17 protein-coding genes are annotated in these 26,176 nt (G+C 43.8%); 15 read left to right on the forward strand and 2 right to left on the reverse strand.

Going from position 1 to position 26,176, the window contains the following annotated elements; genetic code table 11:
- Positions 1 to 4: 4 nt before the first annotated feature.
- The 10 genes from AC0L4K_RS05505 to AC0L4K_RS05550 are packed head-to-tail and all read left to right on the forward strand — an operon-like array spanning position 5 to position 20,087.
- A complete protein-coding gene (locus AC0L4K_RS05505) occupies positions 5 to 3,160 on the forward strand; it encodes an FtsK/SpoIIIE domain-containing protein (RefSeq protein ID WP_473268516.1) in 3,156 nt (1,051 codons plus the stop codon).
- A complete protein-coding gene (locus AC0L4K_RS05510; RefSeq protein ID WP_473268517.1) occupies positions 3,157 to 4,899 on the forward strand; it encodes a Card1-like endonuclease domain-containing protein in 1,743 nt (580 codons plus the stop codon). Before AC0L4K_RS05505 ends, AC0L4K_RS05510 begins: the two co-directional genes overlap by 4 nt.
- Positions 4,892 to 5,479, forward strand: coding sequence for a VWA domain-containing protein (locus tag AC0L4K_RS05515; RefSeq protein WP_473268518.1), 588 nt, complete (start codon positions 4,892 to 4,894; stop codon positions 5,477 to 5,479). Before AC0L4K_RS05510 ends, AC0L4K_RS05515 begins: the two co-directional genes overlap by 8 nt.
- Entirely contained in the window at positions 5,472 to 6,200 is a 729-nt protein-coding gene (locus AC0L4K_RS05520; protein WP_473268519.1) for a PP2C family serine/threonine-protein phosphatase, read from the forward strand. The genes AC0L4K_RS05515 and AC0L4K_RS05520 overlap by 8 nt, the downstream gene beginning before the upstream one ends.
- The gene (locus AC0L4K_RS05525; protein WP_473268520.1) at positions 6,197 to 7,753 is read left to right on the forward strand and encodes a protein kinase domain-containing protein; all 1,557 of its coding nucleotides are present in this window, start codon (positions 6,197 to 6,199) and stop codon (positions 7,751 to 7,753) included. Before AC0L4K_RS05520 ends, AC0L4K_RS05525 begins: the two co-directional genes overlap by 4 nt.
- A complete protein-coding gene (locus AC0L4K_RS05530; protein ID WP_473268521.1) occupies positions 7,750 to 8,196 on the forward strand; it encodes a hypothetical protein in 447 nt (148 codons plus the stop codon). The genes AC0L4K_RS05525 and AC0L4K_RS05530 overlap by 4 nt, the downstream gene beginning before the upstream one ends.
- A complete protein-coding gene (locus AC0L4K_RS05535; protein ID WP_473268522.1) occupies positions 8,193 to 11,174 on the forward strand; it encodes a DEAD/DEAH box helicase in 2,982 nt (993 codons plus the stop codon). The genes AC0L4K_RS05530 and AC0L4K_RS05535 overlap by 4 nt, the downstream gene beginning before the upstream one ends.
- A gap of 4 nt (positions 11,175 to 11,178) precedes the next feature.
- Positions 11,179 to 13,326 carry a hypothetical protein gene (locus tag AC0L4K_RS05540; RefSeq protein ID WP_473268523.1) on the forward strand — a complete coding sequence of 716 codons (2,148 nt, stop codon included), beginning with the start codon at positions 11,179 to 11,181 and terminating at the stop codon, positions 13,324 to 13,326.
- Positions 13,326 to 16,034, forward strand: coding sequence for an McrB family protein (locus AC0L4K_RS05545; protein ID WP_473268524.1), 2,709 nt, complete (start codon positions 13,326 to 13,328; stop codon positions 16,032 to 16,034). The genes AC0L4K_RS05540 and AC0L4K_RS05545 overlap by 1 nt, the downstream gene beginning before the upstream one ends.
- A gap of 3 nt (positions 16,035 to 16,037) precedes the next feature.
- Positions 16,038 to 20,087, forward strand: a complete 4,050-nt coding sequence (locus tag AC0L4K_RS05550; RefSeq protein WP_473268525.1) for a DUF2357 domain-containing protein — start codon at positions 16,038 to 16,040, stop codon at positions 20,085 to 20,087.
- Positions 20,088 to 20,163: 76 nt separating this feature from the next.
- On the opposite strand, the gene AC0L4K_RS05555 is transcribed toward AC0L4K_RS05550, so the two are convergent.
- Positions 20,164 to 20,346, reverse strand: coding sequence for a transposase (locus tag AC0L4K_RS05555; RefSeq protein ID WP_473268526.1), 183 nt, complete (start codon positions 20,344 to 20,346; stop codon positions 20,164 to 20,166).
- Positions 20,347 to 20,367: 21 nt separating this feature from the next.
- Here AC0L4K_RS05555 and AC0L4K_RS05560 point away from each other — a divergent pair, with 21 nt between their 5' ends.
- Positions 20,368 to 20,850, forward strand: coding sequence for a hypothetical protein (locus AC0L4K_RS05560; RefSeq protein ID WP_473268527.1), 483 nt, complete (start codon positions 20,368 to 20,370; stop codon positions 20,848 to 20,850).
- Between the two features lie 109 nt (positions 20,851 to 20,959).
- Positions 20,960 to 21,796 carry a hypothetical protein gene (locus AC0L4K_RS05565; RefSeq protein WP_473268528.1) on the forward strand — a complete coding sequence of 279 codons (837 nt, stop codon included), beginning with the start codon at positions 20,960 to 20,962 and terminating at the stop codon, positions 21,794 to 21,796.
- A 507-nt stretch (positions 21,797 to 22,303) separates the two neighbouring features.
- Here the strand turns inward: AC0L4K_RS05565 and AC0L4K_RS05570 are convergent.
- Complete coding sequence (locus tag AC0L4K_RS05570; protein WP_473268529.1) at positions 22,304 to 22,987, reverse strand: GntR family transcriptional regulator; 684 nt, start codon at positions 22,985 to 22,987, stop codon at positions 22,304 to 22,306.
- Between the two features lie 350 nt (positions 22,988 to 23,337).
- Between AC0L4K_RS05570 and AC0L4K_RS05575 the strand changes: the two genes are divergently transcribed.
- From AC0L4K_RS05575 to AC0L4K_RS05585, 3 genes are read left to right on the forward strand one after another with little or no spacing between them, the layout of a single operon-like run.
- Complete coding sequence (locus AC0L4K_RS05575) at positions 23,338 to 24,336, forward strand: TRAP transporter substrate-binding protein (RefSeq protein WP_473268530.1); 999 nt, start codon at positions 23,338 to 23,340, stop codon at positions 24,334 to 24,336.
- A 4-nt stretch (positions 24,337 to 24,340) separates the two neighbouring features.
- Positions 24,341 to 24,898: a TRAP transporter small permease gene (locus tag AC0L4K_RS05580; protein WP_215950543.1), complete on the forward strand. Its 558-nt coding sequence runs from the start codon at positions 24,341 to 24,343 to the stop codon at positions 24,896 to 24,898.
- Positions 24,895 to 26,175: a TRAP transporter large permease gene (locus tag AC0L4K_RS05585; protein ID WP_215950544.1), complete on the forward strand. Its 1,281-nt coding sequence runs from the start codon at positions 24,895 to 24,897 to the stop codon at positions 26,173 to 26,175. Before AC0L4K_RS05580 ends, AC0L4K_RS05585 begins: the two co-directional genes overlap by 4 nt.
- The last annotated feature ends 1 nt before the right edge of the window (position 26,176 follow it).

Consider the following 26,176-nt stretch of genomic DNA (forward strand, 5'->3'; position numbering starts at 1 on the left):
GTCCATGCCTAAACGTCTGTTTGATGCAGTTGGTACCTTGAATAAGGCAATTCTAAGGCAGGAAGGTACCTACGGTCAGCTTCAAATAGAATTGAAGCAATCGGAGCGGGATTACGACAGAACGGTGGATAATCTCAGAGCTGTCAGCGACTCTGCAGAAAGAGGCGAGCTGGCCGCGCTGCATGATAAAGAGACCGGTTTGCAGAAAGGCCTGCAATCACTAAGCGATGAGGTTCGCAGCATACCGGATCATATAAAACAGATTGAAAAAGCTATTTCCGATCTCGCGAATAATAAGGGTAGGCTTGACCGTGAGATCAACGAGCGATCCATTTTAATTTCAATCGTAAAATGCGTGTTCGGTGATGCTGAACGTAAGGAATCTGAAAGAATCCAGAGAGAGATTCAAAAGAATGAGCTTGGCAAAGATGATTTAATTAAAACTAGAACCAAGCTCAGTTCGCGAAAGGCTGATTTGGAGAATCGCCAGAATGACCTGAAAACTGAGCTTGCCGGTATCCAGGCCAAAATTAAGCGATTAAGTGATTCCAAACTCGCTGGAGCCAGAAAAAGAAACGACGCGCTGAATGCTCTCAAATCAAAAAAAGAGCAGATTAGTGAGAGAAAACATCGGGTGCACGAGGAGTTTGAGAAGGAATGGGTTTCGGCCCTGAAGAATCTTGATGATCTATGCAAAAGGGTTCGCCTGCGTCAGCCGCATCTGAATGAGTTAACAGCCAAAAATATCAACGGGGGCACCCATTTCCCTGACGCTCTGGCGTTCGGGCGCATGTACCTTGCCTATCAGAACTGGAAAGGTTATATCCCAAGGCTGATCCCTTTTCCTTTTAAGAAATCGCTCTGGCTTCCTGACCAGACTACAGGACACCGGTTGATTCATCAGCTGATGCTTCGGCTGATGCACTGCATGCCGGTCGGCAATGTTGAAATTACCGCTGCAGATCCGCTGAGATTGGGCACGTCTCTGGACCCGTTTCTTTCTCTGTTGAAAGTAAAACGTCTCTTTCCCGAGCAGCGATTGCTGACTCGGTCGGACGAACTGGAAAATGCACTGGCCCGGTTAACGGATTATGTCGAGGATCTGCTTCAGAATAAATTCAAGGGAGAGATCAAGAGCTGGTCCGCCTACAACGAGGCAAACAGCAGCAATCCCATACCATATAAACTGCTGCTCATTTTCGGAGTGCCGGAACAGTTGACGGACAAAAGCCTCTGGTACCTTAGTCGTCTTCTGGAACATGGACCTGTCTGCGGCGTGCTCCCGGTGTTGACCATTGATGAGAGTCGGCTGCAGGATCGCAAGTTTACAGGGCTAATCACCGCGATAGATAAATATTCCAAGAGAATGGATTCCATTGTTCCGGCAGGGATACTGACCAAGTATATCTCTGAAATCAATGTTGTGGAGGAACAGGAGTTCTGGCCCAAACGTTCTGAGCTAACGAACTTTTTGGCATCCATATTGCTAAAGTACGAACAGAGCGCAAAATTCAGCAAGAGTCTGACAGATCTCTGGTGCAACTCAGACTACTGGGGACACGACGCTGTTCAGGGTGTACAAGCGCCGATCGGCTGGACTGCGGATGGCGAGACCGTAACTTTTTCAATCGGCGGGGTGAATACAGAACACCATGTTCTTTTGGCCGGGCGTTCAGGCTCCGGTAAATCAAACTTGCTCCATGTTTTGATTCATAGCCTCTGCCACACGTATTCACCTTCGGAGTTGAATATCTACCTGCTGGATTACAAACAGGGTATGGAATTCAGTGTTTATGCTTCCCCACCGCTTCCTCAGGCAAAGTTGGTGGCTACAGAAAGTGATCCCGAATATGGTGTAACTGTTCTGGCGCATTTGACCGAGGAATTTGAAAAACGGGCTCAAGAATTCAAAAGTCGATCTGTCCGCGATTTTTATGAATACAGGGAATCTTCTGCGACCGAACTCCCGCGCATCCTACTGATTATCGATGAGTTTCAGATTCTGTTTTCCGAGGGGCGGCAAGTGGCTGAACCCGCAGAGAAAATGTTGAACCAGCTGTTGAGACAAGGACGAGCCTACGGTATACATGTGTTGCTGGCCACTCAGACACTAAAAGGAATTCAGTCTCTTTCAATGGGGCAGCTGATAAGCCAGATCGGCTGCCGGATTGCTCTTGCCTGCAGCGAGGAAGATTCCGCAATGATTCTTGGCAACGGTAACTGGGAGGCTTCTAAATTGAGCAGCCCGCCGGAGGGAATTATTAACAATTCCAACGGGGCAAAATCGGCAAATCAACGGTTTTTGATACCTTTTGCCGATAGAGAACTGTGCAAGGATCACATTACTAAGATTACTCAAACCGCAAACCAGCGTGGTTACTGCGGCTTAACAAGAATATTCAATGGTTCGCGTCTACCTGAAATACCTGCTGCAGATTGGTTCAATTCAAAAAGTCGCGAGGCGTTGCAATTGCACCTTGGTGAGCGTTTGAGTTTTGAAGCTGAGCCGCTCTCACTGACGCTGGTTAACCGGCCATCATCGAATTTACTGATATCCGGCTATAACGACGCAATCCATGACGGACTGCTCGCCTCCATCTTTCAAAGCTTGGATGCTCAGAATAGCATTGATGAGATCATCTACTTTAACGGGCGCTCCATTGTACCAGTGGGTGTATCAAAATATCTCGATGGTTCCGGGGAAAAAAACGTTTCCAAATACGAGAGCGTTCCGGCGCTGAATCTGACCGAGATCTTCGGGGAATTACAACTATCAAAAAGAATCGTGATTATTGACGGGCTGGATTCGACCAAAGAATTTCACTCCGGGCCGGCGAGTTTTAGACCGGTGAAAAAAGATGAGCCGCCATCACCACAAGAGAGTTTGAAGAAAATTCTCGAAGACGGTCCGCTGCAAGGGACATTTGTAATTGCCTTTGCGGATAACTGGAAGCGCTGTAATTCATCGTGCAAGGATCTTCTTGGGTTCTTTGAGGTGCGCATCGGATTCTGCATGAATGAAGATGATGCAGGCTCATTCGTTAGTGGAACAATAGGAAAATTTAAAGGACTTGAAACAGACAATCGTGCGGTCTTTGCTGATCGTTTGAAAAATCAGGTTAGTTGGTTCCGTCCATACATAAATGGGAAAGGTTTATGAAAAAATATTTAATGACATGGTATGGCATGACTGATTTCAGGGCTTCACTCGGACTGGAAAAGACAACCGGACCCGTTCTGGGAGCCTTGCTGGCTGAAGAGTATACCGATGTGGTTATCCTTGGCTTTACGCACCCGGATAAAAGCGAAATTAATACTGAAGAGTTTCAGCAAAAAATAGCAGATGTTGAAGGCTCTGAACCGGATACTGCAAGACAGTTTATCGATTATTTTTCAAATACAGAGGGGGCACACTATCATTTCAATGAGTGGCTAAAGAAATGTCTTAGGGAGGCCGGAAAAAAGGTAGATGTGAGTTTTCACTCAGTAGGGCTAACTCATCTCAATGACACGGAAGGTATCTATGAGGCTGCGACGAAATTCTTGAATGCGGTTGCCGCATCTAAAGGTGAAAAACTTGTTACGCTTTACTTGAGTCCAGGTACGCCTGTTATGGCTTTCGTCTGGGCTTTTGCTGCCCTGAGGCACCCGACATTAAAAAAACGTCTTATCGCCTCCTCTCAACCGGGGAGACCTCCAGAGAGAATTATTTTGCCGAACGAGTGGTTGGAATGGCACGCAAGATCTCTGCCTGAAAAAGGCCAAGAAATTGAACAGTTTGATGCTGTTTTTCATTTGTTTGGAGAGCAAAGAGCTCCTAGCTTGCTTGGAATTAATCAATTCCAAAGTAAAAATCATATTTTTGTTAATTCTGCAGACTTTCCAGCCAGTATAATGAAGCAATTTATTGGTGATAGTGATTTTCATGAATTGTCTGTCGAACCTTATGATCCTGAAGATGTAAAAACAAAGCTGCTTAATATTCTTGAGGCTTTGCCTTCGAATTATCGTGTAGGCTTTAATTTGACGGGGGGGACAAAACTTATGTATGCAGGTGCATTAGCTGCTTGTAGAAAGGTAAGTGCGATCCCTTTTTATTTTGATAGCCGAAGCCATAAAACTATTTTTTTAAATGATTTTAAATCGATTCCTACAAAACCGATTAACTCTGTTGATACATTTATCAAGTTAAATGGAGATAATCTTTGGATTTCAAAAAAAGGTGATTGGCAAGATATATCTAATATAAATAGCTCTGATAGAAGTGATTTGACTTCTGAATTATGGCGCTCTCGCACTAAAATTTCGAAGTTATATAGAGATATTGTTAAATTTAATGACTCTCAAGAACCGTTTGATATTAAATTTTCTGACGTATCTGTACGGTTATCAAAAGACCATAAAGCTGAAATTAAAATAAATAATAAAATATACTCTTTTGTAAATTGGCCTGATTTTGCACGTTATCTATCCGGAGGTTGGTTTGAAGAATATACGTACCGTCAATTAGAACCACTGCTTGAGTTAGGACTTATAAAGGATCTGAAAATAGGATTGGAAGTATCCATTGATGATGAAAAGGGCTATTCCTTTTTATCTGAAAAGTCGTTATATCAAGAGTTAGATATAACGTTTACGGATGGAAGGGCGCTTTATATTGTGGAATGTAAATCTGGTGGAGTAAAAAGTGATCAGATAATGAAGCTGCAAAATATCGTTAGGTACTTTGGAGGGATTTCTGGGTATGGGATTTTAGCTTGTTGTTTCTCCCCTAAAAATAAAGTTGTTTGTAAGAAGATTAATGACTCTCACAATATCCAAGAAGTGATTGGAAGTTCTTTGTTAGAACAGGTTAAGGCCATTATTTTGAAAAATAATGAAGTGCCAGTCCATGGATAATCAAATTAAATTTATTATTGATGTTTCCGGCAGTATGAATGAGATGGGAAAAGTCCATCTTCAGCGGAATTTGTGTCGTTACGCGGCTCAACTGCAGGGCATTGATCAGCAAAAGTATGCGGATTTAGGCATCCGTTTTTATCAGTGGTCACAGGATATTTCCGAGATCACTATTCAAAGCGACGGAGATATTCCTGCCTTAAACGCTGTGGGCTCCTCGAACCTGTGTGATCTCTCTGATTTCCTCTCCCAGCATCTGAATGATACCGGGAGATCGAGGATTCTCATTCTGTCTGACGGAAATTTTCCCAATTCAGACATCGTAAGCTTTCAGAACCAATTGAGCAAATTTCCTGATCTGATCATCCGGACTGTTGCAGTCGGCGCTGACGCCGACCTGCTGAAGTTAAAGAAAATATCCACAAACAACAGTTTTCATCTTTCAGAGAATATTTCTTCCGCGATTGACAGCACAATCTTTGGTTCTGATGAGCCGTTTTCCATGCCAGTTTCTACAGCCCAGATTCTGCAATCCGAACCGGCTGAAACAGAAGAACTAGGGGAGGATTGGGATGCTTGATCAACTCTGGAACAGCTGGGGTGCCTCAGTAATCGGCCCCCTACATGTTAAAGCCGGGATTCCAAATCAGGATTCTTGGATGGCACGCCGGTATAAATGGGGAAATGTCGTTGTTGTATCGGACGGACTGGGCAGCAAGGCACATTCAGATCACGGTTCAAAAGCCGCTTGTCTTGCTGTGTTCGAGGCAGCCAAGAGCTATCAGAATATCCCTGATGCCAATATCGTTGATATTTTAAGGCTCATTCATGCCAACTGGCTTGTGAAAATAGCTCCGTACTCTTCAACAGATTGTTCGGCTACATGCCTTTTCGCCATCCAGATCGAAGGAGTTATCACTCTTGGCCGCCTCGGCGACGGAATGATTGCCGCCCTTGGAAAAACTGGCGAAAACCACCTTATCCTCAGTGATAACAAACAGGGTTCCTTCTCAAACTACACAAACTGTCTTCAACAGGAATTCAAACCGGAACAGTGGGAAACCGTGACGATAGAAAGCACGGCATGTAAGGCAGTTGTACTATGCACGGATGGCATATCCGATGACATATTACCTGACTCAGAAGTTGTTTTTTGTAAAGAGCTTGCAGAATCGTACTCAGCACTATCTGCATCCAAGCGAACGTATGAATTAAAAACAATGCTTAATGAGTGGCCCGTTCCTCATCACTCCGATGACAAGACGATTGCCTGTCTGTTTAAGAAAGGAGGTTCCCAATGAGCCAAAGATTCAACGAGCATGTGGATGAATATCAGAATGTACACATTCAGGACAAGGTGCTCGGTAAAGGTGGCCAAGGCGTTGTTTTCCGTACCAAGGACCCTGATCTGGCGATTAAGCTTGTTACAGATGAAAGCGGGAACTCTGTCACCGATGAAGAGTCGGTGGAACGGTATTCAAAGCGCTTTAAGCGCGTCCGGCTTCTGCCTCTGCCGGAAAGCCTGAATATATCCGTACCGGCAGCGCTGCTTCAGAACAATGCCGGTTATGTGATGCAGCTTTTGAGTGAGATGGTTCCGTTCAGTCATTTTTGGCTCGATGGCAAGTCCGCAGAAAAAATTGGTCCCGGCGATATCCCGGCATGGCTTTCGGCAATGCCGGAGAAGGAAGCTAAAAAGATCGTCCATTACTACAAAACTGGAGGGCTAAGGCGCAGACTTCATGCACTCTACAAGTGCGCGTCATTATTGGCACGCCTCCATGGTAACGGCATGGTCTATGGCGACATATCCCCCGACAATATCTTTATTTCAGAAGGAATTGATGACTCATCAGTCTGGCTGATTGATGCCGACAATATTCGATTTGAAATCACTGCAGGCGGAAGTGTTGTTTACACGCCCAAATACGGTGCCCCCGAGCTGGTGCAGGGCAAAGACGGAGGAAGACCTTCAAGCGATTGTCATGCGTTCGCGGTCGTGGCTTTCTACTTGCTCTCTATGCTGCATCCATTTAATGGAAAATATGTTGAAAATGGAGGTGGTGGTTGGGATACCACTGAAGCCGATAAAGTATTAGAAAAAGATCCCCTAATAATGAAAAGGCTGAGGGGGATAAAGGAAGCCCAGGAGTGGAGTTGGGAAGAAATATATGCATATTCAGGATACATCCCCTATGTGGATGATCCTGCCGATGATAGTAATTCCTCAACTCATTGTCTGCCAAGATCCCTTCTCCTTACAGAGAAACTGACCGTGTTATTTGAGGGCACATTCGGCCGGGGCAGGACATGCCCCTCACTGCGGCCGACCATTTATCACTGGCCTGAAGCTCTCGCTCAGGCAGCGGATATGACCGTCACGTGCCCGGGCTGCTCAATGAACTATTACTATGATTTCATTCATCCGGAAACAGAGGATCATAATTGCCCTTACTGTAAAACGCAGAGGCCGCAGGTGCTCATTCTTGAGTCTTATCGATGGAATGGACCTGATAAGCCCCTAAACTCACCATGCTGGCGCTATGTACGTGAGATCTCGCAGGAGTCAGAACTGACAGTACCGAGACGAGTTTTTGATGAGTTTGCAATGCTTGATTCGGATACAGCAGAGTTGCTCATCTCTTCGAGCAATAATGGCATTCTGATTAAAAAGTCAGACCATGGCAAAGCCGATTTATCCGTTGCCGTTGATAGCCACCCGCAAAGTGGTTTTCAGAAGGTTTATTCACAGATGAAAATAGACCGGGCAACGCCGGGTTTTCAGTTTTTGATGTTCGCACATTTGAATAGTCCTCGGTTGGTTAAATGCATGATCAGCGGAGGTAGCAAATGAGACTGAAAGACATAAATGCTGAAATCACCTTTGAATTATGGATGAAACCGGAGCTGTCTGGAGATTCTCCAAACATAGGTGTTGGAACTATCGCACCGAGCAGTACTGGACAGGCATACAAATTAAGACTCGATGGCCAGCAGTGGAGCATGGCGCTCCGGGTCGCTTCGGCTGAAAAAGATCTGAATTTCCACTTAAAAAGAGGTTGTGCGCACCTTGCCGAGGTAATGCAGATTGCCAAGGACGGTAGTGCGTTTGTGAAAATCATCTTTTTCAATGGAGAAATTGTTGAAATTGGCGATGTGGAGATCGGCATTGATGAGCGCATTGAGTCAACGGCTAAAAGAAATGGCATTCGGTTTAATGGAACCGAAGAGCTAGGGAGCGTATTAAACGAGAAATGCAAAATCAGCGTTGGCAACGAAGATTTTTTCTGCTTATGAGCGGCCCATCCGCCAAGGCTGACTTTGAAGCGGATAATCCTGAGGATGAAGATTCGATTGACGGTCAAGCCGTTGTTCAGGAGGAGTACCGGGAATTCTCTATCTATGGGGAGAGGGTTCGTATCCCGGTTGAAAGGCGCAATGTCGATAAGTCAAAGAACATCTATTTTGCGACCAAAGCGGTCTTTAGAGATAATCAGAAGAGTGAAGGATCATTGCGTCTGGCAAGGGGGGCGGTCCAGTTTTCTGATTACACTAAGACGGGTCGCATCCGTGCTTTAGCTGCTGGAGCTATGAGTCAGCTTACCAAGGAAACCGGGAGCTACTTGAAACAGTGGGACGAATACGGCGCTATTGAAGGTGAAATGCTGTTGGCAAGGGCGAAAGCCGTAGGTCGAATAGATTTTCATGGTACAGAGCAGACAACAAAAGGAGTGAAGTTCTTTGTGCAGTCCATCCCGGATCAACTTACCGAAGGAGATGAGATAGAGATAACCTCTGAGGAGCCTTTGTATCTCCAGAATCCTGATCTTACATGGGAAGCCTACAGCAAGGCTCTGCAAGAAGAATTTACATCCAAAACGGATCAGAAAAAGAATGATGCTGAAATACCAGCTTCTGTTTATGTCCCGATCCTTAAACTTTCAAAAAACAGTATTGAGTTGGACTTGCCGTCAATTCCGTCTGGTCCAATGTTTTTGATTCTGTCCATCAATGGAGACAAAATTCAGATTGAAAGACGAATGCGGACACGGTCATCCATTTTGGAAGGACGCTGTGCCAATCCGCTTCTCGGCCTGTTGATTGAAGAAGGAGGAATACTCCCGGACATCCAACGCGTCACTAAACTGAAGTCTTTGACGCCCTTCGTGAAAGAGAAGATTTTTAAATACCCTCCCACAAAAAGGCAGGTGGAGGCTATTGACGTCGCATTGAACACCCCGGATATTGCTCTTATTCAGGGGCCTCCGGGAACAGGAAAAACAACTGTCGTTACAGCAATTCTTGAAAGGCTCAATGAGGAGTATGACAAAACAAAGTCGATAAAAGGACAGATACTTGTTTCCGGTTTTCAGCACGATGCCGTTGAAAATATCGTGGCTAGGCTGAGTGTTAATGCCCTTCCGGCCGTTAAGTTCGGCAGAAGGTCCGGTAATTCCGAATTTACGGAAGATGCCGTTACCGAAAAAATTAACAAGTGGTGTGCCAATGTCGCCGAGAATATTCGAAAAAAGAACCCTCAAATTGCTCAGACTGAAGAGCAGGTAAGGTTGACAGAGTTGTTTGTCGCTTATTCATTGTGTCCTTCTAGGAGCAACACAATCAGTTTGATGAGGCGTATTCTGAATTTGCCCAGAGACGTGATTTCTGAAGAGGTCACTAATGAGGCTGAAGAAATTATCAATTCCCTGCAGGCGGAACTGAAACCGAATGATCCTTCCACCTTGCGGCTCGTTCGCGCTCTTCGTGTCAGTGAAGCTGCCTTTGTAGACGACGGTGCGGCAAGAGCTGTCGATTTGCTGGACAAGATCGAAGACGAATCAGCCAATTTAGATTTAAGCGTTCTTGAAAAAGCGGCCCGTTGGCGAAGCGGTAAGCCGCTGAGTTTTCTTCCCGAGCTGAGAGGGCTGAAAGAGTCGCTGCTCTATAAATATCTTTCTTCGCCCGATTTTAGGACAGAAAAACCAAGAGAGGATGTGTTGAGATTGGTGGCAACGGTATCTCAGCTTCTGGAGAAAAAACTTAATTCAACCAATAAGCGGGATGCAATACTAGCTGAGTTTTTACATGAGCTTGAAGACAATTCTGATGGTGTTCGTGAAGCCATAGAGGATTATAACTTTGTGTATGCTGCAACTACTCAACAGGCGGTCGGGAAAGACATCATCCGTTCAAAGAATAAAAACGTCCGATATGATCAGCGAACGGAAATGGTTAAGTACGATACGGTGATCATAGATGAGGCTGCGAGAACCAGCCCGCGAGATCTGCTTATCCCGATGTCTCAGGCTGTAAAAAGGATAATCCTTGTCGGGGACCACAGGCAGTTACCCCACTTGATTGACGAGGAGGTCGCCAGAGCCTTGGAAGGTGATGATTCATCGGGTCCGCCGGTAGATGTCGATTTTGTGAAGAAAAGTATGTTTGAGTATCTGTTCAACCGCCTGAAAAAATTGGAAGAGAAGGACGACATCAAACGAACCGTGACGCTGAATGCTCAGTACCGAACACACCCGTTGTTGGGTGATTTTGCAAGCCTCAACTTTTATGAACAATACAATGAAGGTTATCGTTCTCCTTTAGTCGCTAAATATTTTACTCAGAAATTAAAAGGCATCGAAGATAGAGCAGCAGTTTGGGTTAGTGTACCAAATGAGTGTGGGAAAGAGCAGCGTCTTGAAAGTGGTAGTCGTGAAAGAGAAGCTGAAGCCAAAATTATCGCTAAGAGAGTAAGTGACTGGATTAAGTCATATGAATCCAGTGCAGAGTTTATGAAAAAGCTAACCAAAGATGATAAGCATCCAGGTTTAAGCTTTGGTGTAATTAGTTTTTACAAGGCCCAAGTATTTGCTGTTTATAAAGCTTTGAAAGAATATGGCATCACAGAAAAAGCTCAAGATGGTACATGGCAGATATGTCAGGAGTACCGCGTTCTTGAAAATGGTGAAGAGCGGCTTCGCATCGGTACTGTTGATGCCTTTCAGGGTATGGAGTTCGACATTGTATTTCTTTCCATGGTCAGGTCTCAGGATATGAACGCCTTACCGCCTTATATTCGGAACGAGGAGGATTACAAAAAGAAGCAGCAAAAAATATTCGGTCATCTCATGTCGGAAAATCGTCTATGTGTGAGCATGAGCCGCCAGAAGAGGGTCTTAGTTATTGTGGGCGACGACGTTCTTGTGAATACTCAGATATCTGCAGATGCGGTTCCGGCACTGAAAAACTTCTATGATTTATGCCGTGAAAAGGGGTAATCCTATGAGTGCTCTCTCTACTAATAAGCCGGCAAAAGATCTTCGTCCCAAAGTAATTAGTTTCAATACCGCATTAGATGGATTGAATATAGCAGCCAGGCAGAGTGTTCTTTGGCCATGCCATGCCTTCAACATCTCTATTCCGCAAAAGAAAAAGAGCGGTCTCAATGTGTTCGAAGAAACTGTCTTGAAGATAACAGAGATTGAATCCGGGGATACAGAAAAGATTGCATTGCTCACTTGTCTGGAAAAGGAGCTGGTGGCCTTTATTCAGAATCGTCTCAACCAGCTCGGCCTTTTGAATGACCGCTATGAGTTGTCTGAGCACGGACAGGAACTTCTGAACGAGTGGAAAAATGAACCAGACGGAAATCTGGAATACACCGTGGCCACAGTGTTTGTAGATCTGCTGTCCGGGAAGCTTCTCCCCTATGTCAGCACCGAGCAGATGAGCTATAAAAAAATCTCAAGGATTGGTGACAACGGATTTATTGATTTTCTAATCAATTCAACCAATGAGAATTCTAGGGTCAATGCGAGACAGATACGCCCTGCAAAAGACTCTTTTTGGAAAGCAGTTCCTGACTCCAACGATATCATCAGAGCTATCAGAGAGTTTAAGAAAAAATATAAACGGCATGCCCTGTTGAACCAAGGTGCCGATCAGTACCCGCCTCCGGTGCCAATGGCCGAAGCCATATCCTTACATGAGAATCCGGAACTGGTTTACTTGCATTGCAATGTCATTATCCAGATAGGTAATTCTGACCTTTTGGTGACGGATGGATGTGGCTTTGGCTTCTCAGAAAGTTTTGCGAATTACCTTACTTCTCAGAACTGGAAGTGGGTCAAGGACATTAAGAAGAAAGGAGTTGTTGATAGAATAACACCTGTTAAAAACGACGCTACTTACTTGAAGGGGCGCCAGTGGAGATACCCTCGCATCACTAGACAATTCATTCATCCTGAATACGGTATCAATTACGCATTGAAAAAATTAAATGGATATCCAAAAACCGAGCATGAAGAAAGAGAATATGTTTATAACAAACAGCAGATCGGCTCGAAACTTTTCTCTTCAGTTGAATATGCATTAGCCATTGTCGTTGCTGAATATCCTGTTCCGGAGTGGGAACAAATATTTTCTGCTCAGAAGTATGAGAACAACGAACGGTTATTGTATGAGTTCTCGAAAAAAATAGGCCTATCTTTATCACCTCAAAACAAAAAGCTGCTTCAAATAAAGGCAGGTGCGATAAAGCACATTCAACATGGAAAAGTTAAGCTTCAACCTTTATTAGCAATGGCCATAACCGGCGCTGCAACAAAAATAACTACTCATCCAGTTCATGATTTGGCACAAAATCATAGTGGATTCTTGGATTTTGTTCTATCCCTTAAAAAACTGCGCGATCCTGTTTCCCATGGTGACATTTCTGACTATAAGAAGGATACAGATCAACTCAAGGAAGATGTTAATCGTACTAAAGCGGTTATCAAGACGCTTTTGCCCTCTATTTCTTCGGAGCTGTCAGAAAATAATCAGTATTATGACATTGAGAAAGATGTAAATCAGGAACGCCTCAGCGCAGAAACTAATCTAGATGAATACTTTGGGCTCTCTTTTGTCTGCGAACTGGAGATTGGCTTGAAGGAGCAGCTCATTCGCATTGAACGTATGTTTGCTAAACCTTGGGATGGTCTTCTGACAGTTGAAATCCTCAGGGCTCTTGCTGCAGCGATGGAAACCAGCCTTAACCCAAAAGTACGGGACAGAAGGACTGTTGAACGTAGCAGTATGGGAGACATAAAAGAAATAGCCCTTAAGAAAATAATTGAGGCTGGTTTCTACGAGAGTCGCGATGACATTCCGGCATCAATTTCAATGGTAAAAGGTGACTTTATAAAAAAATCTATTGGTGGATATGGGGCTTCACTTGGAGCTGAATTGCTTGGACTTATATTTGTTGCTTCAAATGATGAGATACAACGTCTGTATCAAGCAGATAAACATATAATTCGATTCACAGCAGGTTTGTTGAGCAAACGTGGTGATGGGAACACGCTTTCGACAGCTCTTTCGCAGAATGACATGGAGTCGTTGAAAAAGAATGTATTCAAAGCAATCAAGATAATAACGGAGGTCTTCTAATGAGCAACACGAACAAGCAGAACGCCCAGCCTTCTGCAGGTAATGAACAAGCAGAACAGGCTGATAACACTATGAACGTTACAGAGGCTGGCCTCCTGAATAAGCAACAAGAATTAAAAGAATCCGAAGGTTCCCTGAGCCAAAAAGAGACGGCTATCGCTCAAAAGGAACAGGAATTGAAGACCGCTAAAGAAGCGATAGTCAAAAAAGAAGCGGAGCTGAATGAAAAACGTGTTCAGCTTGAAGAGATGGAGCTTCAGGCAAAAAATGGTTTCCCGAAGCTCTTTGAGGAAAAGTTTGCTGGTTTCAAAAAACAATTGGAGCAGCGGGAGGCTAAATGCGTGAGTGAACTGGCATCACTTGAAGCTGACAAGGAGAAATTGAGGCAGCGAGAACTAACGATTCAAAAGGCTGAACTCCAAAGGGACAATAGGTATGCAGATGCCCGGGCAAAGCTTGATGACGAGCTCTTTGCTCTTCGTAAAAAACAGGAAAAGGAGTTGGAGTTTAAACGGTCAAGTGCTCTGACTAGTATTGAAAAAGAACTTTCAGAGGAGAGAACGACCAGAATAGCAACCTTGGAAAAAGAGATAGCGGATAGTCTGAAAGCTCATAAGGCCGCGATTCAGCAGGATAGAGATGAACTCGAACAAAAAAGAAAGGCCTTTCTGAAGGCTCAGGCTGAGCTTGACGAACTCAAGGATGAACTTGAGTATCAAAAGAATCGCCTACAATCTAGCAAAGACCGTCTTGAGGAAAGAGAAACTAATCTGAACCTTGAGGTGGAGGCTAAAGTTGTTGAACGGAAGCTTTCATTAGAGAGTGAGAGGTCTGCGCTTAATGATGAAATTGGCCGTTTGAGAGAGTCCATCAAAACGAGTAGTGTTTTAATTTCGAATTTTGAAGAACTCAAAATTAAATTAGGTGATGAAGACCCCGCCGCTGTTTTGCTGAAGTTAAAAACTTATGAGGAGGAAATTAAAAAGCTGCGTGATGACCTTGCCACACGTCCAACACAAGAAATGCAGGAGGCTTTTGATCGGTTGAAATCCGAAGAGAGTGATCTACATCTAGCATGTGAGCGACTCTCTGAAGAAAATAAAATTCTCAGAAGTTCAGCGCGCGAACAGTCATATCTTGAAATGCAGGTAGCCGAGCTGTCCGATAAAAACAAATCTCTGCAGAGGCGGTTTGAATCAGTGGATGCCGATAATAATCGACTGATGGAAGAGCTTAAACGCTTACAGTCCTCGTACGAACGAGAACAGGATCGAGAGGCGAGAATTCGGGACATTGAATTTCCGTATATCCAAAAGGCACTCCCTCGTTTGAACGATAAGTTTAGTGAAATTCAATGGCTTGATGGAGTTAGAAAATCTTGCATGGATTATGGCCTGAGATTTCCTCGTCGAATATTATATGCATTTCACACCGCTTTAAAAACTGCTGAGTGGTCTCCTATGACTGTTCTATCAGGTGTTAGTGGCACAGGTAAGTCTGAGTTGCCAAGACTGTACTCTCATTTTGGTGGCATTAACTTTCTGAGCCTGTCCGTGCAGCCAAATTGGGATAGTCAGGAATCTATGCTGGGTTTTTTCAATTCTATTGATAATAAATTTGATGCTCAGCCCGTGTTGCGTTTATTAGCACAAAGTCAAAAGGCTCCGGCTGAAGAATATCCTTTTGGTTTAAAAGATACCGTAAATCTAATTTTAATGGATGAAATGAACCTTGCTCATGTCGAACTCTATTTTGCAGAGTTTTTGAGCAAACTAGAACTGCGGCGAGGCCGGAAAGGCAGTGAGGTACCTAGCCTTGAAGTTAAGCTTGGCGCAGGTATGCAGCATTATGATCTGCCATTGGGCCGCAACGTTCTTTGGGCTGGAACAATGAATCAAGATGAGACTACTAAGTCTCTCTCAGATAAGGTTCTTGATCGAGGCATTGTAATCAACTTTCCTCGACCGACCACCTTAGAAAGGCGTCGTCGGTTGATACCATTGGGTGATCAAGCTCCATTATTGTCTCGCAAACAGTGGGAAAGCTGGTGGTGTAAAGAAAGTAGCTTCAGTGATGACCAAATATTGCCCTTTAAAAGGTTTATTGAAGAAATGAACACTTCGTTATCCAAGGTTGGTAGGGCTCTGGGGCACCGGGTGTGGCAATCTATCGAGTATTACATGGCTAATTATCCCGATGTGTTGGAAGCCCAGAGAAACAACGATGATGCAGGCTTGGTAAAAGCAATGAAGGTTGCCTTTGAAGATCAGCTTGTACAGAAGGTTATGCCTAAACTGCGCGGCATTGAAACCAGAGGGAAATCAAAATCAGACTGCCTTGACAAAATAAGAACTCAGCTAGTCAATAACGACTACACAATAATCGAGGACTTCGATCTGGCTTGTGAATTTGGCTATGGGCAGTTTATCTGGAACAGTGCCAATTATTTAAAGGATGATGAGGCTGTCAACGGTCTGGAAACGGCAGCTTCAAACGGTAGTATCGGTGTCGCACCTGAACCGAATAGCGGTAATGCAGACAATGCCAATCCTTCAGTACTGATTCCTGAAGCATTAGTTACGTTGGCAAAGGACAAATCAAAAGAGCTTTGGCAGTTAACCATGCCAGAAATTATGGAAACAATGAATTGTGATGTAAAAAAAGCCAAGGAGCTAAAGGCTGAATGTAATCAGACGAAGGAGTCATAGTTGATGGGATACTCTTTAAACATTGATTCTATCGAGTCTATTTACAAGGCATTAAACGATCGAGATGAGATAAAGGCCAAGGCTCTTTTGATGCTGATGCTCCGCAACTGGCTGACGGAAGTATCAAACTTCGACCCTGTTTCAGGACATGCCCTGCATACCGGTATTATCGACTTTTTAGATGCCGTGGCGAAATCGGTGCAGGATGAGTCACCTGAGGGTGAGATAAAAGACCGTATTTATCGAATTGTGTCGCATACAATGGAAGCTGTTCTGGCAATCATGGAGCATACTCGGGATAAGATATTACGGGAACATGCCATGCTGCCAATACATGCGGTGAGAGAGGTTGACAGCAACTGTGTTCAATGGCTCAGCCGTCAGCCGGGAAGAACACTTCGTGAGAAGCTTTCTGGCAAGCCCTATATGAAGGCTGTTAGGCGGAGATCCAGTGTTGATACGGCAGAAAACCGACTTTTGAGAGCTTTCCTGTTCCGGCTGGAACAAATTTTAATTGAAAGACAGAATGTTTTATCAGCAGCGGCAGAAGGGACTTGTGAGGAGTTACTTGTTTCCATCCAGCGCTGGCTCAGAACTGAAGATGCCGCTGAAATCGGTGCTTGGGGTAATCTTCCTCCTAACAACACACTGCTTCAAGACAAACGTTATCGAAAAGTTTGGGATGGTTGGCTCTGGCTCCAAGCTATAGATGAGCAGATCGCAGGAGACAGTGAAAGAATCCATAAGGATATTCTCAGCGTTATTTATTGGAATACGCTTTCTTTACTTAGTCAATGTGATCGCTTTCGTACAGTTCAGCAACCGGTCGGTCTCGATTATGATAATTTTTCTATCTCCCCAGCATTACCAGTTCGGGGATACTTGTTTCCTTCGAGCGAGTCAAAAATAAAGGGAAAAATTAAAACCATAAATTATGAAAAAAAATTTGGTTTTTTGACAAAAGAAAATGGAGGAGATCTGTTTTTTCACCAAAGTAATTTATCACAAAGTCTTACTCTTAATTCATTATCCATTGGAGATGAAATTGTTTTTGTTATCGGTAGCAACCGACAGGGAAAATGTGCTGACGACATAACCCTTCCAGTAGGAATAATCCCTGTAGATTTCAATTTGACGGGTGATAAATGGGAGATACAATTCGGGGGAGATCAGTATTTATTACAGATCGTTTCCGGGGATCTTGTTATTGAGCAAGCTCAGGGCGCAAAAAAGAAATTAAGAATAGAACCAGCAACTCTCAAAGAGATCCCAAAGACGATATTGTTATTAGTCACGGGCGCTTTGTTTGAGTATTCCGAACCGGGTAATAATCAATGTGATCCAGTACAGGTAGATAGTTCTGTTGTGGACTTATGCTCTATCCGTCCTGCATTCATGAATAATACTGGCTCTCAGGCGCATCTGCCATTCAGGTTTCTCCAGCAAATTTGGACACATGAAAATGGTACGAAACAATCTGTTGATTGTGGAGCTGCAACGGCAATTGTACTGCAACCTGATATTGAAACGGTCAGCATGAAGAGCCTTTTTTCACATAGCTCAACACTGCCTGATGCCACCAAAAGCAGTGCGTCTATGTTTTTTACTAAAAAGTTGAGTGACTATATTAAGACAGACGAACTGACCTACCTTGTACCTGATTGGGGTAATGACTTCGATCTGGAAGGGATAAGAAAAAGTGTCAATTTATATTTCGATGAATCGACTCCGCTTCCCAAAAGCATAACTGCTATCTTTGCATGGCAATCATCGAAGGAATTTGTACAGGACAGAGTTCGAGAGAATGATTTTGTGCTGGTGGTCGATTCATTTGACGGTGGCATTTCAATAACCCCAGTTCAGGCAATATACCAAAAAGAGCTAGACGAAATATTGCCTGAGACTCAAGGCATCAGCTGGGAAAGACATCCTACGGTTATTGTGCCAAACAGAGGCATACATACTGCCATGGCCCGCAATCTTGACCGTAATGGTTGCCAGACATCTGAAGAACTCCTCCATTTGTTCGGCTTCGATGGTTTAGTTAGTGATTCCGGGGAAGTGTCCTTTGTAAAAGATAATCACTGGTATCACTTACCGGGTTCTATTCGGGAGGCTCTGACTCAGGATTTAGATCTCAACATATTGTCAAATTACGCTATCAGTGATTACCTGAACTCTACAAACAGAGATTGTCGAGGAGTTAATGTCTTCATCCTGTCTCTTGAGGATACAATCGGGAGGCCACAGCATCTCCATAAGAACTATAGCTGGGTTCATGGAAGGATTAGCCCGGTTCTGGGTGGGAGTACATTAAACAGATGGCAGGATGAAGTTGGTGACATTGCCCTTTGGCGTGATCATCTGCCAGAGCTGTCGATCAGAATTGTACGTGATGGGCACTTTGAAAATTTCTATCTGGTAAAAGATGCGACAGTAACACCGCAACGTGGCAGAACAGTGAATATACCAGTAGAAGAGTCATTTACTCTTCCAGCCGGACAAACGCATTACAGTTTTCCTCTACAGCAGGGAGAAGGCAATAAAGAGCTGCATTTTGTTGCATACCTGAAATCGCCAGCATTCCCTTTGAAGAAGGCCACGGCCTGTAAGCTGAAGATGACCTATACCTATGGAGCGGATGATCCATATGAACTGAAATTCATTCCGTTGGATTCTGCGGAAGCAGATTTCAAATCTATTCGGGTTGAATGGCGCTCAGCATCAGAGGGTGAGGTTGCCGATCTTGAGAACTTACCGGTTCCAGATTTCCCAGCCCGTAAAAGCTGGTCCGATTTTCAGAAGTTTCCTAAAGAAGATGGCAAGAGCTTCTCTGACCTTCTGGACTGGTGTTGTTCCAAAATTGCAGGCTTGAATGATCTGATCTCGTTCGATTATGAACAGGAATTTCAATCCATCCTGAATATAAGAAAAGTCGGCTATTTGGAATGGGGAACCACTGACCGTACCGGGAAATACTATTGCCGAGTCAATGTTGAGGGAGAGAGTGTATTTTGCCACAGTTCTCAATTTATTGAGGCTGTTGATAAAAGTTCGCTATATGAAGGATGCCCAGTTTATTTAGACGTTTCTACTAATGAAAAAGGTCCTTCCGGGGCAAATATATCATTTTCAGAGAGCTTACCCTCACGGCTCCAGGAGAAGACACAGGATACCATTAATCGGAAGCTTTCAAGAACGATGGAGTATGCAGAAAAAGGAATTTTCAGTCTCCGATTTCCAGCATTAACCATCTGGAATCATGGCCACTCCCTTTCAGAGTCAGATGTGCCTGACCATTTTAGGAACACGATATTCGAAGGTACTCAAAAGATTACTTCAATAATTGAGTCAGAAAAGATGCCGGACACCCTTAAAGAGGAGCTTTTCTTCTTTCTGTGCTGTCTACATAAGGATGCCCCCGGAATTGTTGGCTCCCGGCTTCTTGATGCAGTGAAGGATAAAAGGCTTTTGCGGAGGTACTACAAGAATATTGCATTCGCCATCGGTAATGCAGAACTGCCATACCAACAAGAACTGTTGGAGAATGTTATCGACCCCATTGATAATGAGGGCCTGACCAGATCCATTACCATGGAGGTTTTGTCGATAGCCCTTTGGCGGTCCAAAACATTGATCAACAAATTGACGAAAGAGGAGCTCGGAGCTTTATCCAGAAACTTATATGGCTGCCTTGAGTTCGACATCCAGAAGGTTGTCAATTATGGGAAAGGATATCAGATAGCGACTCTCTGTAAGCATTTGGAGCTTCTTCTTGCACTCCTGAGAAGCCGAGGGATTGAGGGCGAAGAGTTCAAAATGGTTTTCGCCCCGGATAATGATCTGACCAAACAATATGTGACCTTGGTAGATGATGTTTCCAGAATAGTGATCGATAGTGACATCGATCTGAAGTCCCGAATCAGCCTTCAAATAGAGAAGCCAGAAACGTTTCGTAATACACCGGATCTATTATATGCGCTTAGGGTATACTTGACGGGAGCCACTGGTGCAAATGCAATTATAATCACCGGAATCAGTGACGATGACTAATGTGGATATGGCTCCTTCAATACTGGTTATTCGTTTTTTGAATTCACTAGCCTCCAGCTTAATGGGTATTTATCATTTACTTAAGGTAAATAAATTTACTTTTTGTATGACGTAACTGGCGTACCCATTTATCGACAGTTGATTTACCTAGGCCAAGGCTTCCATTCACGTCACGAGTTGAGCGACCGGCATCGACAACTTGTTGTGCAATTTCAAGGCGGAACTCGGGTGAATATGGTGGTCTGCTTTGTTTTGTCATTTTTATACCTGATTAGTTAAGGTGAGTTTATCACCTCCAATCAGGTGGCCAAATTCACTATGCCACTACACCCTTGCATTGTTATTAACAGGGAGTACATTTGATGAAGATACGCTGGCTCATATAATTCGAATAGAAAAGGAATTAGAGAAACATGTTGGTAGTTGGTACTTGATATCCAATCTTACAGCCATAATTCGAAATATGACGTATAAAAAGCCGGAAGACCGTTGTGACCTAAGGCAAGCAATAGAAGATTTTGAGGAGCTTCAGTTGACTGAGATTGAGTGGGATATTCTAGATACCACATTAAAGTTGGATGGGACAAAGGGCTATCAATTTAACTCGTTTGTTGATTTTATTTTCCCAATAGTTGCCAAGCATGAATCATGGAAGAAACGTACAGATAAACGTAATGAATATGTTAAGAGGATGATAAAAGAAATGACTAAGAAAAATATTTTATTAACTGATTCCTCTAAGGTATATAGGGCTAATTATTAATGTTTTACATTCGTAAAGTTATGTATTTTTCTGAGTTTATTTGACGGTTATAGAGTTAGTTTATTCGTAATTTTTTAGAATTTATTTTACCTTATATCAAGGATTTTATATGTTTAAACTGGTAAGTTCGACATCTGAAGGGGCTGTCCTTAGAATTATCTGCTTTTCTTCCGAGTTTAAGGCGCTTCCTGTGATCGTTGGATGCCATTATCTCGTTATTGATGATGTGACAGGGAAAATGGTGGATTGGCGTTGGGTTGGGGCTGCAAATGGTGATGAAAGCGGTACGTATAAAGCATCTGATAGTGTGGCGGTTACGGATGATGCACTTTATCGCCTATTGGAAAACACGGATCTAGCAGTCTTTTTATGTAGTGATACCCACATATGGCGTAAGAAGGTGGTGGAGCAATTAGGACGTTATGATACGGATATCTTATTTATAGCGGTTCATTGGTCTGCAGATAAAATTGATGATGTGCGAAGCGTTATAACGTCTGAATATAAGGCCTTGTATTATGATGGGAACCTTATCTGTGGATCTTTTGAGAATGCCGTTAGCGCAGTGCGTGGCATCATTGAATTGATCATGGATTCGAGTTTGGTTGCTATTGATTTTGCTGATGTTCGTTCAGTGTTAAAGAGCAATGATACATTGCAATTGCATGCGGCAGTTGGTCGCTCAACGGGTGAAGGTGCAGCCTTACGTGCCATAAATAGCGCGTTAAATCAGGTTTCATTATCACCGTTAGAAGTGATGCTCGTTACCATTTATGGCGGGCCTGATATAAATCTACAGGAGTTTTCAATTGTTACCGAGGCCGTTGAAAATTTTGTAGTGCCCGAAGGGAGGGTTGTTGTTGGTATGGTGCGCCGCCAGGAATTTGAAGATAACGGTTGTATAGAGGTTAGTCTCGTTGCTGGCACTACTGGGATACAGTCATAAATTTCAAACTGCAAATAGTGACAATGGATGTTGAAACTTTAGCTTAATAGTTAGTTTTATGCTGCGCAAACTGTAAATAAACAGAGACTAAATTCGCCATTCCTGATTGGGTGTATAGATTATAGTTTTACCCCGATTTGTCGGAACCTAGCGAACTTGCGAATAAGTATCCAAGTGTTGCTCAATTCACTGATTTCAGCCGAAAGGATCAGTATTCAGAAACACTCAATCCAAATAATTCGGCATTTAAATCTGACAAGAAAATCGTGCGGAGCCGTTGTCGCAGCAGAACGATAACAAAGGCGTTAGAGATGTAGCAACACCGCCTATTTACATCGAAGAAGATATTATCTTTGATTGTGAGTTCTATAGCGGCATGTTTGATAACGGTTAGTTTTCTTATCCTACCATCACTTTATGATGGTAGGATTTTTTCTATTTAGTGTATTTGATGACAGAACACCGGCTCTATGTTGTGTTCGACCCAAACGGATCTAAGGTAAAGTATTAACTGTAAATGGATTCCCAATGAATATCTCTCTCTTCATAGGCATCAATGTTGAGCTCGTTTTCTATGTGAGATAGATGGCGTTTCATCAGCTTGATTGCTGTCGCTGAATCATTGGCTTCAATCGCATCGATAATTTGCGTGTGTTCGTCTTCAGGGCAGGCGGGTATTTTAGGGCCGTCATAAAGAGCAATGATTAAGCAGGTTAGTGGGCATAGCTCGGTCATTAGTTTATTGATGACTTGGTTGCCAGCGAGTTCAGCCAGTAATAAATGAAACTCGCCTGATAGTCGGATCACACGTCGTCTATCATCAGTACGTCTTGCTTTCGCTTCTTCTTCCAGGTGTTTACGTAAGCGTGAAATATCTTGTGGGGATGCTTTGGCAATCACATCCCTAATGATTTCAGGTTCGATTAGACGCCGAGTTTTGAATATGTCCCTCGTTTGCTCTGTCGTCGGGCTAGTTACAAAAGCTCCTCGGTTGGGATGAAGCGTTACTAGGCCTTCGTTGGCGAGCAGAATAAACGCTTGGCGAATTTTGGTTCGACTAACATTAAATGCACCTGCAAGTTTATCTTCGGCAAGTTTACTACCGGGTGGTAGTCTGTGCTCCATGATTGCATCGGTAATGCGAACCGCAATCTGCTCAATGCTGGGTTTTACCATTGACGAATTATCCACTCCAAGCCTTCCCTTGTTTCTCCAGCGTGCAATTATGTCACAAGATCAGAGTCATCAGCTACTGGTTGATGTTAGTTTTAGGTAGATAAAACACGCACTAATGCAATGCATAAGGCATTATATTGCACCAGTTTTGAGTATCAAATGTGTTTATTTTATTGTTTTTAGGATTGCGAACAATTAATACAACAATATTTAAAACTATATATCACTATTTATTTCAATGAGTTAATTTTTAATATGACTAGTTTTAATAGGGTTGGCATATAGCTTGCTGTTATGAGATAGCGGATATCTGAAGCGTTTTTCAGTTTTATTCATTACCTAAGACAACTAGGAGATTTTCTTCGATGACTAAAATTAGCACCCTTAAGGCTGTAGCAGTGCTAGTGGGAGGCGTTCTTTTCTCCTCTTATGCTAGCAGTACAGAGCGACTACGTGTGGCAGGTAATTTTCCTGCCGATCATTCTGTTTCGCGGGCAATGGAGGTATTTAAAACAGAAGTGGAAAATGCTTCTGGTGGCGAGATTCAAGTCGATCTGTTTCCAGCAATGCAGCTCGGCGGCGCGACGGAAAACGTAGATCAAGTTCGTTCAGGCAGTATTTTTGCTGTGTTTACTTCTATTGCTTACTTCTCCCGTTCTGTACCTGAGTACGAAGCCGTCAGTTTGCCATTCTTGTTTAATAACCGTGATCAGGCATTCCAGGTGATGGATGGTCCTTTAGGTCAGCAACTCGACAGTAAGATGGCCACCCAGGGATATAAAAACCTAGGTTATGGTGAGCTTGGTTTCCGCCATGTTACGAATAGCCTTCGGCCTCTTAAATCCGTAGAAGATTTTAAGGGTCTGCGTATTCGTTTGCAGCCTAATGAAGTTCATCTGCAAACATTCAGAGCGCTAGGTGCGAATCCGGTTTCTATGGATGTATCAGAGCTTTACTCTGCCTTACAGCAAGGGGTAATGGATGCTCAAGAAAACCCATATAACATTATTTCTAGCCGTCGGTTTAATGAAGTACAGAAGTATCTGTCTAACACAGGCCATTTTTATGACTTCATCAATGTCGCAGCGAATAAGCGTAAGTTTGAAAAGCTCAGCGAAGAGAATCAAGCCATCGTCGCTGACGCGGCTAAAAAAGCATTGATGTGGCAGCGTAAAACCGCCGCTGAAGAAGAAGAGAGCTGGCGTCAGCGTTTAGTTGATGATGGCATGATTTACACTCCTATCAGTAATGAATTAAGAGCCGAGCTACGTCAAGCGACACTCTCTGTCAGCGATACCATTAAACAACGAGTGAATCCTGAATTTGTTGATGCGGTATTAAAAGCAGTTAGCGAGACTGAGTAATTATATGAGCCCTCAAACTAATCACCGTACTGATGGCCCTGAAAACGAGGTGCCATTCACTCTGTCTCAGGTATGTCTTGCTAAGGTTATCCATCTTTTACGGTGGTTGGATATAGGTAGCTATTGGGGAATAACGTTAGTGATGGGAATGATGGTTATCATCGTTTCTGTCCAAGTTGTTCTGCGTTACCTGTTTGGGGCATCGATTGATTCTGCCGATGAGCTGGCGAGGTTGTGCTTCGTATGGACAATCTTTCTAGCCATTCCCCACGGGATTAGACATGGGGCGCATGTAGGCATCGATTTACTTGTTCACAAGCTGCCTGCAGGCATTGAAGAGACGTTACTTAGAGTGATGGCGTTAGTGTCTATGTTCTTGATGGTTATGATCATGATGGGGTCTTGGCAGGCCACTATCGATCGTTGGCCGGAGCTGATGCCCACCTTGCCTATAACCTCAGCCGTTTATTACATAGCGCTGCTTGTTTGTGCTGTCCATTCTATTCTACACCTCGCTGTTTTAGCGTGGGGTGGTTCTAAAATTTGGGAGAAGCAATCATGACTTGGATTGCTATTGGGCTCTTTCTAGGTCTAGCCTTATTAGGTATGCCGTTAGCTTTTTCGATCGGTGTGGGTGCGCTAGCAGGAATTTGGTTACTCGACTTTGATTGGGTGGTTTTACCGCAACGAATGATGCACGCGGTTAATAGTTTTCCGTTAATGGCAATACCTTTATTTATGCTGGCAGGGGAGTTGATGGTCCGTGCCGGTATCATGGATCGATTGATCTCTTTTGCTAATAGTATGGTGGGTCGAGTTCATGGAGGCTTGGCGCATGTCACTATTACGTCAGGTACTATTTTTGCCTCAGTCAGTGGCGCTGCCGTCGCCAGCGCTAGCGCGATGGGGAGTACGCTGGTGCCATCGATGCGTAAATATTATCCCGATGCCTATTCTAGTGCCGTGATTACAGCTGCAGCAAATCTAGGGCCGGTGATTCCTCCGAGTAATGCCATGATTGTTTATGCCTTGATGGCAGGGTCTTCGGTATCCGTTGGAGGGTTGTTCCTATCTGGTATTGTGCCCGGTATTTTACTGGCGATTAGCTTTATGGGGATCGCCAGCTGGATCTCTTGGCGGCGTGGTTACCCACTGACTGGCAAGAAGTTTAATCTTCGCAATGTTTTGCAGCAGGCACGTCAAGCTATTGTCATTATCTTAATGCCCGTGATCGTTGTTGGAGGCATTGTGGGTGGTGTTTTCACCGCAACAGAAGGGGCCGCCATTGCGGTTGTGTATTCTGCTTTCATCGGTTTTTTTGTGACTCGGCAGCTAAAAATAGCCGATCTACCCGCCTGTTTCTTTAAGGCTGCGGTGACCTCTTCTATGGTCGGAGCGTTAATCGCTTTTGCCTCGGTTATGACATTTATTTTCACCATTGAGATGGTGCCAGTGATGTTGTCGCAGTTCATTCAATCACTCACTGCGGACCCAATGACCTTTATTTTGCTGACGATGGCCTTGTTGATTGTCGTGGGTATGCTGATTGAATCCAATGCTGCTTATATCATGCTGGTGCCGTTGTTTGCGCCTGTGGCGCTGACGTATGGGATCGACCCTCTCTACTTTGGTTTTCTGTTTATGTACAACTTGGTTGTCGGCATGATGACACCCCCCGTTGGTGTGCTGTATTTCGTCATGTGCGGTATTACTAAAGTACCGATGGCGCAGTTAGTTAAAGAGTCTCTGCCGTTTGTCGCCTGCCAATTTTTGTTGTTGGCGTTGTGTATCGTATTCCCGTCGATCGTCACTGGGTTACCGCGTTTGATGGGATATTGAG

It is taken from the genome of Amphritea sp. GJ51-11, assembly GCF_055808735.1.

Bases quoted from the DNA above. Each gene is read 5' to 3' on its own strand.
- AC0L4K_RS05505 (WP_473268516.1), top strand. From the start codon at position 5: ATGCCTAAACGTCTGTTTGATGCAGTTGGTACCTTGAATAAGGCAATT.
- AC0L4K_RS05510 (WP_473268517.1), top strand. From the start codon at position 3,157: ATGAAAAAATATTTAATGACATGGTATGGCATGACTGATTTCAGGGCT.
- AC0L4K_RS05515 (WP_473268518.1), top strand. From the start codon at position 4,892: ATGGATAATCAAATTAAATTTATTATTGATGTTTCCGGCAGTATGAAT.
- AC0L4K_RS05520 (WP_473268519.1), top strand. From the start codon at position 5,472: ATGCTTGATCAACTCTGGAACAGCTGGGGTGCCTCAGTAATCGGCCCC.
- AC0L4K_RS05525 (WP_473268520.1), top strand. From the start codon at position 6,197: ATGAGCCAAAGATTCAACGAGCATGTGGATGAATATCAGAATGTACAC.
- AC0L4K_RS05530 (WP_473268521.1), top strand. From the start codon at position 7,750: ATGAGACTGAAAGACATAAATGCTGAAATCACCTTTGAATTATGGATG.
- AC0L4K_RS05535 (WP_473268522.1), top strand. From the start codon at position 8,193: ATGAGCGGCCCATCCGCCAAGGCTGACTTTGAAGCGGATAATCCTGAG.
- AC0L4K_RS05540 (WP_473268523.1), top strand. From the start codon at position 11,179: ATGAGTGCTCTCTCTACTAATAAGCCGGCAAAAGATCTTCGTCCCAAA.
- AC0L4K_RS05545 (WP_473268524.1), top strand. From the start codon at position 13,326: ATGAGCAACACGAACAAGCAGAACGCCCAGCCTTCTGCAGGTAATGAA.
- AC0L4K_RS05550 (WP_473268525.1), top strand. From the start codon at position 16,038: ATGGGATACTCTTTAAACATTGATTCTATCGAGTCTATTTACAAGGCA.
- AC0L4K_RS05555 (WP_473268526.1), bottom strand. From the start codon at position 20,346: ATGACAAAACAAAGCAGACCACCATATTCACCCGAGTTCCGCCTTGAA.
- AC0L4K_RS05565 (WP_473268528.1), top strand. From the start codon at position 20,960: ATGTTTAAACTGGTAAGTTCGACATCTGAAGGGGCTGTCCTTAGAATT.
- AC0L4K_RS05575 (WP_473268530.1), top strand. From the start codon at position 23,338: ATGACTAAAATTAGCACCCTTAAGGCTGTAGCAGTGCTAGTGGGAGGC.
- AC0L4K_RS05580 (WP_215950543.1), top strand. From the start codon at position 24,341: ATGAGCCCTCAAACTAATCACCGTACTGATGGCCCTGAAAACGAGGTG.
- AC0L4K_RS05585 (WP_215950544.1), top strand. From the start codon at position 24,895: ATGACTTGGATTGCTATTGGGCTCTTTCTAGGTCTAGCCTTATTAGGT.